General features: G+C 71.8%; 9 protein-coding genes. 6 read left to right on the top strand and 3 right to left on the bottom strand.

All coding sequences use genetic code 11. The features are described 5' to 3' along the window. The coding region (locus tag ETD83_RS35235) for a PucR family transcriptional regulator (protein ID WP_138649537.1) at window positions 1-1,149 on the bottom strand (1,149 nt) is incomplete at its 3' end. Window positions 1,150-1,266: 117 nt separating this feature from the next. Between ETD83_RS35235 and ETD83_RS35230 the strand changes: the two genes are divergently transcribed. From ETD83_RS35230 to ETD83_RS35220, 3 genes are all read left to right on the top strand, one after another. Beyond that, entirely contained in the window at window positions 1,267-2,520 is a 1,254-nt protein-coding gene (locus tag ETD83_RS35230) for an NAD(P)/FAD-dependent oxidoreductase (protein WP_138649536.1), read from the top strand. A 103-nt stretch (window positions 2,521-2,623) separates the two neighbouring features. Further along, a complete protein-coding gene (locus ETD83_RS35225; RefSeq protein ID WP_138649535.1) occupies window positions 2,624-3,622 on the top strand; it encodes a DUF2637 domain-containing protein in 999 nt (332 codons plus the stop codon). Window positions 3,623-3,675: 53 nt separating this feature from the next. Beyond that, entirely contained in the window at window positions 3,676-4,284 is a 609-nt protein-coding gene (locus ETD83_RS35220; RefSeq protein WP_138649534.1) for a hemerythrin domain-containing protein, read from the top strand. Window positions 4,285-4,336: 52 nt separating this feature from the next. Here the strand turns inward: ETD83_RS35220 and lpdA are convergent, their stop codons facing one another. Then, window positions 4,337-5,740, bottom strand: a complete 1,404-nt coding sequence (gene lpdA, locus ETD83_RS35215) for a dihydrolipoyl dehydrogenase (protein WP_138649533.1) — start codon at window positions 5,738-5,740, stop codon at window positions 4,337-4,339. Between the two features lie 385 nt (window positions 5,741-6,125). On the opposite strand from lpdA, the gene ETD83_RS35210 reads away from it, so the two are divergent. Further along, on the top strand, window positions 6,126-6,713 hold the full coding sequence (locus ETD83_RS35210; RefSeq protein ID WP_138649532.1) for a hypothetical protein: 588 nt from the start codon (window positions 6,126-6,128) through the stop codon (window positions 6,711-6,713). An 85-nt stretch (window positions 6,714-6,798) separates the two neighbouring features. Next, entirely contained in the window at window positions 6,799-8,235 is a 1,437-nt protein-coding gene (locus ETD83_RS35205; protein ID WP_138649531.1) for an MFS transporter, read from the top strand. Between the two features lie 42 nt (window positions 8,236-8,277). Here the strand turns inward: ETD83_RS35205 and ETD83_RS35200 are convergent, their stop codons facing one another. Continuing rightward, window positions 8,278-8,598 (bottom strand): ArsR/SmtB family transcription factor, encoded by a 321-nt coding sequence (locus ETD83_RS35200; RefSeq protein WP_138649530.1) that lies wholly within the window; start codon window positions 8,596-8,598, stop codon window positions 8,278-8,280. 213 nt (window positions 8,599-8,811) lie between these two features. Between ETD83_RS35200 and ETD83_RS35195 the strand changes: the two genes are divergently transcribed. Next, window positions 8,812-9,790 (top strand): family 2B encapsulin nanocompartment shell protein (locus ETD83_RS35195; protein ID WP_230421392.1); only part of this gene is annotated, 979 nt, incomplete at its 3' end.

Here is a 9,790-nt window from a genome sequence, read left to right as displayed (position 1 = left end):
AGAGGTGTATAAGAGACAGGAGCGGGAGCGGGGGAGGTCGGCGGGTGTGTGGGCGAGGCCGCCCGCCGCGGCGTACAGGGCGGGGTCGTGCGAGCGGACGCGGGAGAGGATGTGGTCCAGCCACGGCATCGAACCGGCGTCGCGGCCCGGGCCGCCCGGATCGGTGAGGACGGCGTAGAGCGTGCCGTCCAGGTCGGTGAGCAGCGGGCGGTGCCAGCCGAAGCGGTGGGTGATCGCCTCCCACAGGTCGAGGCGGCGGCGCGGGTCGCCGGTCTCGCCGCCCAGGGCCACGACGCGCCACGGCGGCCGTACCGGGACGGGCGCCGAGCCGTCGCGCAGTGCGGCGCGGAGCTGGTCGGCCGACGCGCGCCGCGCCACCCCGGTCTCGGCGCGAAGGCGCAGGAGGTGCAGGGCGACGATGGAGGCCAGGTCGGTGAGGCGCTGGACGCGGTCAGGGGGTATCGGAGTCCGGGCCACGGCCCAGATCGAGCCCAGCCATTCGCCTCCGGCGCGGACCGGGATGACCAGGCGGGGGAGCATTCCGTCCGGGCCCGCCGGGACCAGGACGGGGTCGCTTGACCGCGCCAGCCTGCGGAACACGCCGCAGGCCCGGAGATGGGCGATGACCTGCGGCGGGACGCGGCGGCCCACGATCGTGGAGACGCGGGCCGGGTCGGTGCTGTCCTGGAGCCCCGAGTAGGCGAGGACGCGGGAGCGGGCGTCCTCCAGCGTGACCGGCGCGTCCGCGATCTCGGCGGCGGCGTCGGCGAGGGCGAACAGGTCGTCGCCGGACTCGCCAGGAGGGGCGTGGGCGTGGTCGATGGCGGCGCGGACGAGCCAGATCACGTGCGTCCAGGACGTCTCCGGCTGCAGTTCGATGAGCGCGGGGCCCAGCCGCTCGGCGGCGGCGACGACCTCGGGAGCGAGCGGCGCCTTCAGGACGACCCCGGACGCGCCCGCGGCGCCGGCCCGTTCGAGCAGCGCGACGGCGTCGGGGGCGGCGGTCACCCCGGCGCCGAGGACGATCTCGCCCGGCCGTCCCGCCGCCTCGTCCGGCTCGGCCAGGACGACGTCGTGCACCTGCGCGTCGCGGCCTGCCGCCACCAGCCGGAACAGCCCCGGGCCGAGGGAGTCGACGAAGTCCGTCACCGTGATCATTGTGCGTTTCACACTATGCGATCGGTTTGTGTTGGCCGAAAAGGACAGGGGCGCCGGGGCGGTACGGGGTCACCATCGAAGTGGCATCGTTGAAGAGGAGGGGTGGTCATGGCTACCAGCGCCGGTCCGCGCCGCGTCGCCGTCGTCGGCGCCGGGATGGTCGGGCTGTCCACGGCGTGGTTCCTGCAGGAGCGAGGCGCCGACGTCACCGTGTTCGACCGGAGGGACGTGGCGGCCGGGGCGTCCTGGGGGAACGCGGGATGGCTGACGCCCGGCCTGGCGACCCCGCTGCCGGAGCCCGCCGTCCTGTCGTACGGGGCGCGCGCGGTGCTCAGCCCGTCCTCGCCCGTGTACGTCCCGCCGACCGCCAGCCTGCGGCTGCTCAGGTTCCTCACGGGGTTCGCGCGGAACAGCACCATGGCCCGGTGGCGGCGCTCCATGGAGTCGCTGGTGCCGATCAACGGCCGGGCGCTGCCGGGCTTCGACGCGCTGGCCGAGGGCGGCGTCAAGGCCGAGACCAACGAGGCCGGGTCCTTCCTCGCCGCCTACCGGACGGCCGAGGAGCGCCGCTTCCTCCTGGACGAGGTCGAGCACATCCGCGCGGCCGGCCAGGACCTGGAGTTCGAGGTGCTCGGCGGCGACGAGGCGCGGCGGCTGGAGCCCGCGCTGTCCGGCGAGATCGGCGCGGCGATCCTGCTGCGCGGGCAGCGCTTCATCGACCCCGGACGGTTCGTGCACGCGCTGGCCGACTCCGTCATCGACCGCGGCGGCAAGATCCAGACGGGCGCCGCCGTCACCGACATCCGCGACGGGCGGGGCGGCGTCACCGTGCAGACCGCCGGGAGCGCCCCCGAGGTCTTCGACACCGTGGTGATCGCGAGCGGTGTGTGGCTCGGCGGTCTCGCCCGCAGGTTCGGCGTCCGCGCCCTCGTGCAGGCCGGCCGCGGCTACAGCTTCAGCGTGCCGATGGACCGCGTCCCCGATGGCCCGCTGTACTTCCCCGCCCAGAAGGTGGCCTGCACGCCGCTCGGCGACCGGCTCCGCGTCGCCGGGATGATGGAGTTCCGCGACCCCGAGGCGCCGCTCGACCCGCGCCGGATCGGGGCGATCGTCGAGGCCGCCCGGCCGCTGCTGCGCGGCGCCGACCTGGACGCCCGGCAGGACGAGTGGGTCGGGTCCCGCCCGTGCACCCGGGACGGGCTGCCGCTGATCGGCGCCACCCGGTCCCCGAACGTCTTCGTCGGGGGCGGGCACGGGATGTGGGGCATCACCCTCGGCCCCGCCACCGGAAGCCTCCTCGCGGAGGAGATCACCACCGGGCGCCGTCCGGCGGAACTGGCCCCGTTCAACCCGCTGCGCTGAACCCGCCCGACACCGCATGCCCCGATGAGCTGGGGGTTCTGGGCGGTTCTGGCTGATTCGTCCGGACGGGGGCGTCGGCGCGCTACGGTCCTCTGGTGATCGCGTGGACACCTCTGTGCGGGAGGACGTCATGACCAGCGAGGTGCGGACGGCCGCGTTCGATCCGAGCGTCCCGCTGACCCGGGCGCAGAAGGTCCTGGCCGGGATCGGCGGGCTGTTCTTCGCCGGGCTCGCCGGCCTGGGCGGGTACGGGTCGTTCGCCTCGGTGCGGGACGTGGCCGAGCCGTGGTTCGGGGACCAGGCGTGGATCGTCCCCGCCGGGGTGGACCTCGGCATCCTCGCGCTGGTGTCGGTGGCGCTGCTGCTGGAGTGGCTGGCCATGCCGATGCCGGCGCTGCGCTGGATGGCGATGGCGTTCACCGCCGCGACCGTGTGGCTGAACGTGTCCGCCGCGCACGGCGACGCGACCGGCATGGTGATGCACGCCTCGATGCCGGTCCTGTTCGTGACGTTCATCGAGGCCGTCCGGCACGCGATCCGGCGCCGCGCCGGGATCGCCGCCGGGACCGTCCGCGAGGGGATCCCGGTCACGCGGTGGCTGCTGGCGCCGCTCTCCACGTTCCGGCTGTGGCGCCGCATGGTGCTGTGGCAGATCACGTCCTACCCGCAGGCGCTGGTGGCCGAGCAGCGCCGCCGCCACGCCCTGGCCCTGCTGGACGCCCACTACGGCCGCAAGTGGAAGTCCAAGGCGCCCGCCGACATCACCTGGATGCTGCGCGACGGCGTCATGCTCGACCAGGCCCTCGCCCGCGTCACCGAACTCACCGCGCCCGAACCCCCGGCGCCGCAACCGCCTCCGAAGCAGGAGCCGCCGAAGAAGGCCCCGCGCCGGCGGCCCGCGCGGCGGCAGGTCCCGCGGCAGCGGGTCCCGCGCAGCGTCGCCACCGACAACGAGGCCCGCGCGCTCGCCATCATCGACGCCGAACCGGACATCACCGGCGCCGAGCTGGGCCGGCGCCTGGACATCAGCGCACGTCAGGGCCAGCGGCTGCTGAGCCGCCTGGCGCGTCCGGCCCCGTCCTCGACGACTTCTGCGTCCTGACGGTCACGTTTCCCTCTCCTACTTCGTCACTGCGGAGACGGAAGGAGAGGATCATGGCTAAGCACGACCTGACCTTGATGTATGCCATGCACAACGCGCTCAGGCGGGAACTGGAGCACCTGGCGAAGCTCGCCGCCCGCGAGGACGAGGACCCGCGCCGACTCCTCGCGGACGCACCCGGCTGGGAGCTGTTCAAGAAGGCGCTGCACGCCCACCACACCGCCGAGGACGAGGTGCTGTGGCCGGTGATGCGCGAGGCGCTGGCCGGACGCCCGGGCGACCTCGCGCTCCTCGACGCGATGGAGGCCGAGCACGCCCGGATCGACCCGGTCATCGAGGCGATCGACGCGGGCTCGGAGCCGCTGGACGTCCTCGTCGCCGCGCTGACCACGGGCCTCACCGCCCACCTGAAGCACGAGGAGGACGCGGCGCTGCCCCTGATGGACGAGGCCGTGACGCCCGAGCAGCTCGTGGCGTTCGGGCAGGCCCACGCCGCCGGGATCGGTCCCGACGCGCCGCGGATCCTCCCGTGGCTGGTGGAAGGCGCCGACGCCGGGACCGTCGCGGCGACGCTCGCCCCGCTCCCGGAGCCCGCCCGCGCCGCGTTCGAGAACGAGTGGCGGCCCGCCTATGAGGCCCTCAACCGGTGGAACACGCCGTGACCCGCTGACGGCGGCCGGGGCGCCGGAACCGGTCCGGCGCCCCGAAAGCCGCTCAGAGGTTGATCATGTGGCCGGCGAGGCCGTGCACGGCCTCCTTCATCGCCTCGCCCAGCGACGGGTGCGCGTGCACGTTCCGGGCGACCTCGTGGACGGTCAGGTCCCACTGCTGCGCCAGCGTCAGCTCCGGCAGCAGCTCGGTGACCTCCGGGCCGATCATGTGCGCGCCGAGGATCTCGCCGTACTTCGCGTCGCTGATCACCTTGACGAACCCGTCGCCCTCGCCGAGGCCGAGCGCCTTGCCGTTCGCGCTGAACGGGAACTTGGCGGTCTTGACGTCGAAGCCCTGCTCCTTCGCCTGCGCCTCCGTCCAGCCGAACGAGGCGACCTGCGGCTGGCAGTAGGTGGCGCGGGGGATCATCACGTAGTCGAGCTCCATCGTCTCGGCGTCGGCGATGGTCTCGGCGGCGACGATGCCCATCGCCTCCGCCGCGTGCGCGAGCATCAGCTTGGCGGTCACGTCGCCGATGGCGTAGATGTGCGGGACGGACGTGCGGCAGCGCCCGTCCACGTCGATCGCGCCGCGCTCGGTCAGGGCGACGCCGGCCTTCTCCAGCCCGTAGCCCTCCACGTTCGGCTGGAACCCGATCGCCTGCAGCACCTTGTCGGTCTCCAGGACCTGCTGCGCGCCGTCCTTGCCGGTGACCGTGACCTTCACCTTGTCGCCTGAGTCGTCGATGGCGTCCACGCGGGTGGACGTCAGCACGTCCACGCCGAGCTTGCGGTAGCGCTTCGCCAGCTCCTTGGACACGTCGGCGTCCTCGTTCGGGACCATCCGGTCGAGGAACTCGACGATCGTCACCTTCACGCCGTAGTTGTGCAGCACGTACGCGAACTCGACGCCGATCGCGCCCGCGCCCGCGATGACGATGCTCTCCGGCAGCTCCGAGCTGAGGATCTGCTCCTCGTAGGTGACGACGCGCTCGGACAGCGACGTCCCCGGCAGCAGCTTCGTGCGCGCCCCGGCCGCGATGATGCAGCTGCCGAACGTCACCGTCTCGGCCGACCCGTCCGCTGTGGCGACCTGCAGCGTGTTCGGGTCGGTGAACGTGCCGCGCCCGTCGTAGGACGTGATCTTGTTCTTCTTCATCAGGAACTGGACGCCCTTGACGAGCTTGTCCGACACCTGCCGGCTGCGCTGGAACGCGACGCCGTAGTCGAACGAGACCCGTCCCTCGACGTTGATCCCGAAGGTCTGCTGCTCCTGGGTGAAGATGTGCGCCAGCTCGGCGTTGCGCAGCAGCGCCTTCGAGGGGATGCAGCCGACGTTGAGGCAGACGCCGCCCCAGTACTTCTCCTCGATGATCGCCGTCTTCAGCCCGAGCTGCGCCGACCGGATCGCGGCGACATATCCGCCCGGGCCCGCGCCCAGGACCACGACGTCAAAGTGTTCGCTCATATCCATGGACGATATTCGCCGCGGGACGGTGCTCGCATCCCGGCCCGGACGTGACCCCGGTCGCCGAGCGCCGGCCGCGACGCGCCGGTCACAGGGCGCCGGACCAGGGACGGGGGTCGCGGGACCGCCGCCCCGAGGTGCCGGTCGTGAGAGCGGGCGTCACGTCCTGTTAGTGTTTCGAGCAGCCCCCCGCCGGTCAGGGAACCGCGGGAGGCGAGGCGGCGCCCGAGCGGCGCGAGCCCACACCGTCCCGGCCATGGAGCCCGGCGGTGACCCGCCAAGCAACCGTGCCGAGAACGAGGACCACCGCGCGGGCCGCGTATGGAACACCGCGCCGCCGCCCGGTCGTTGTCCACGTTCTCAGGCCGAGTGGAGGAGAAGACGAGTGCGAATCCCCAAGCGCGTCAACACCGTCCTCGACTGGATCGAGGAGCACTACCTCGCGCTTGGAGTGGTCGTCGCCCTGATCGCGGTCGCGCTGGTGGCGACGCTGGCGCCGCGGTCCGTCGGCATACCCGTCGCCGCCTTCATCCTGGGCCTCGCGGCCGGCGGCTTCACCGTGCACGTCCGGTCGAGCCGCCGCGTCGCCCGCGTCCGCGCCGACGTCGACAACCTGCTGCGCGAGAACGGCGCGCTGCGGCACCGCAACACCGTCCTCGCCAGCGGCGTCATCACCCGGGAGGCGCAGGAGACGCAGGCGCTGATGTCCATCCCCGAGGACGACCTGCCGCTCGCCGAGGGGGACGCGCACGGCTCCGACGTCACGCAGGCCACCGTCACCCTCGACGAGCTCATGGAAGGCGACCCGCAGAGCACCGACGAACTCCCCGAGGAGGAGGTCGAGGAGGTGATCAGGGAGGACGATCCGCAGCGCACCACCGTCCTCCCCACGATCCCGGACGACTTCGCCGACCAGAAGGCCGACCGGAAGGCCGGCCAGAGGAACGCGGCGAACGACTCGCGGAGGTCGTGACCGGGCGACGCCCCTGAGTCATCGGGGAGATACGCGGCGTTAGCTCTGCGGATCTTGGGGCACGTCACGGCCCGTGGAACCGCCGATGAACGCAGGCTCCGGAAGCGACCCGGAACGCGACGTCCCGGCCGACGGCGGGCCGGACCGCGGAGGCCCGGGTGCCGTGGAGCTGTCAAAGGACGAGAACGAGCGCGACCTCACCGCCGTCCACAAGGCCGTCGTCGCCTCCGCGATCGGGAACTGCGTCGAATGGTTCGACTTCGGCGTGTTCAGCGCCGGGGTGATGACGGCGATCATCGGCACGGTGTTCTTTCCCGAGGACGCGGGCGGCAGCGCGTCGCTGCGCTCGTTCGCGCTGATCGCGGCGGCGTTCCTGGCCCGCCCGTTCGGCGGGATGTTCTTCGGCCCGATGGGCGACAAGCTGGGCCGCAAGCGGGTGCTGGCCACCACGATCATGCTGATGTCGGGCTCCACGTTCGTGATCGGGATCCTGCCCGGCTACGGCACGATCGGCATCGCCGCGCCCCTGCTGCTGCTCCTCGTACGGCTGATCCAGGGCTTCTCGACGGGCGGCGAGTACGGCGGCGCCGCGACGATGATCGCCGAGTACGCGCCGACGCGCCGCCGCGGGTTCTTCGGCAGCTTCCTGGAGATGGGCACGCTGACCGGCTACATCCTCGGCGCGGGCCTCGTCCTGCTGATGGACCTGGCGCTCACCACGGAGGCGATGCACAACTGGGGCTGGCGGATCCCGTTCCTGCTGTCGCTGCCGCTCGGCCTCGTCGGCCTCTACGTCCGGACGCGCATCGAGGACACCCCGACGTTCCAGCGGATGGAGGAGGCGGGCAAGAAGGCCCAGTCGCCGCTGAAGGAGACGCTGGAGCACTACTGGCGCGTCATCCTGATGCTGATCGGCATCGTGTTCCTGCTGAACGTCGCCGACTACACGCTGCTGACGTTCATGCCGTCCTACCTCGTCGACTTCCTGGAGATGAACGACACCACCGCGCAGCTGATCACCATCGGCGTGGAGGCGGTGATGATCATGGTGATCGTGCCGCTCGGCGCGCTGTCGGACCGGATCGGCCGCAAGCCGCTGCTGATCACCGCGGCGGTCGGCTACATCGTGCTGGCGTGGCCCGCGTTCGCGCTCATGCAGACCGGGAACCCGGTCGGCGTGGCGCTCGGGTACGCGATGGTCGGGGGCCTGCTGGTGCTGATCCTGGCGGTGATCGCGGCGACGTTCCCGGCGATGTTCCCGACGAAGGTCAGGTACGGGGCGTTCGCGATCGGCTACAACCTCTCGACGTCGCTGTTCGGCGGGACGGCCGCGGTCCTCGTCGGGTCGCTGATCGACGTGACGGGCTCCAACTACGTCCCGGCCTACTACCTGATGCTCGCCGGGCTGGTCGCGCTCGTGCCGATCATCAAGATCCCGGAGACGGCCGGGGTGCCGATCGAGGAGGCCGGAGAGCGGAAGGCCCTGGAACCCGTGGGCTCCGGGGCGGGGGCCCGCTCTTAGCTCGCTCCTAGCTCGCTCTTAGCTCGCGAAGGGTGATCCGCCTCACCCGTTGCCGCGCCGGTCTCCGGCGTCGAGGTGCCGTTCGAGGGCGTCCAGGCGGCCGGCCCATGCGCGCCGGTACGGCGTCAGCCAGGCGTCCACCTCGGCCAGCGGTTCCAGGCGGACCTCGTACACGCGGCGCTGCGCGTCCTGCCGGGCCCGGACGAGCCCGGCGTCGCGCAGAACCCGCAGATGCTTGGACGTCCCCGGCTGCGTGAGCCCGAGCCGCTCGACGAGTTCGCCGACCGGCCGGGGACGCTCCAGCAGGAGGTCGAGGATGCGGCGGCGGGTGGGCTCGGCGAGGACGGCGAACGCGGACGACATGGCCCAATGATAACCGTCCGTTCATATGAATTACGAGGCATATTCGGCCGTGTTCGCGGTGCTGTGACGGCCGGGTGCGACTTGTGTGGCGACGCGGCAAAGGAGAGGTGAGGCCACTGGCTCATTGCGATCATTTGATTACCGTCTGTAGCGTCACGGTTGGCCGAACCCGGCCGCAACCTGGCAGACCGGCGACGAATCGGTGGTGTGGACGTGACCGAACAGCAGGAACAGCAGCAGCAAGAACAGCAGCAGTTGAGCCTCGGTACCGCAGCGGCACGGAATCTGGCGACCACGACCAAGTCCGTCCCCCAGATGCAGGGCATCACCTCGCGGTGGCTGCTGAAGCTGCTTCCCTGGGTCCAGGCGGCCGGCGGTACGTACCGGGTCAACCGGCGCCTCACCTACACCCTCGGCGACGGGCGGGTTACCTTCGTGACGACCGGCGCCGACGTCCGCGTCATCCCGCGCGAGCTGGGCGAGCTGGCGCCGCTGCGCGGCTTCGACGACGACCTCACGCTCGACGCCATCGCGGGCCGCTTCACCCAGCAGGAGTACGAGCCCGGCGACGTCATCGTCGAACGGGGCCGTCCCGTCGACCGCGTCATCCTCGTCGCGCACGGCAAGCTCCAGCAGATCGGCGCGGGCCAGTTCGACGCCGACGCCGTCCACGGGACGCTCGCCAACGGCGACTTCTTCGGCGAGCAGGCCCTCGTCGGGACGTCCGAGGGTGACGAGCCCGCGGTGTGGGAGTACACGGTCAAGGCCGTGACGGCCTGCACGATCCTCAGCATGAGCGAGTCCGACTTCCAGGAGACGCTAGGGCAGTCCACGTCCTTGCAGGCGCACCTCGACGAGTACCGGGCCAGCCCGAGCCGCCCGCACAACGACCACGGCGAGGCCGCCATCGACCTCGCGTCCGGGCACGAGGGCGAGCCTTCGCTGCCCGGCACCTTCGTCGACTATGAGGGCTCGCCGCGCGAGTACGAGCTGAGCGTGGCGCAGACCGTCCTGCGCGTCCACACCCGCGTCGCCGACCTCTACAACGAGCCGATGGACCAGGTCGAGCAGCAGCTCCGCCTGACCGTCGAGGCGCTCCGCGAACGCCAGGAGAACGAGCTCATCAACAACCGCGAGTTCGGGCTCCTGCACAACTCCGACCTGTCGCAGCGCATCCACACCCGCACCGGCC

This window comes from Actinomadura soli (assembly GCF_005889715.1).
Taxonomy (GTDB): Bacteria; Actinomycetota; Actinomycetes; order Streptosporangiales; family Streptosporangiaceae; genus Spirillospora; species Spirillospora soli.
This window is presented reverse-complemented; position numbering and strand designations above follow the sequence as displayed.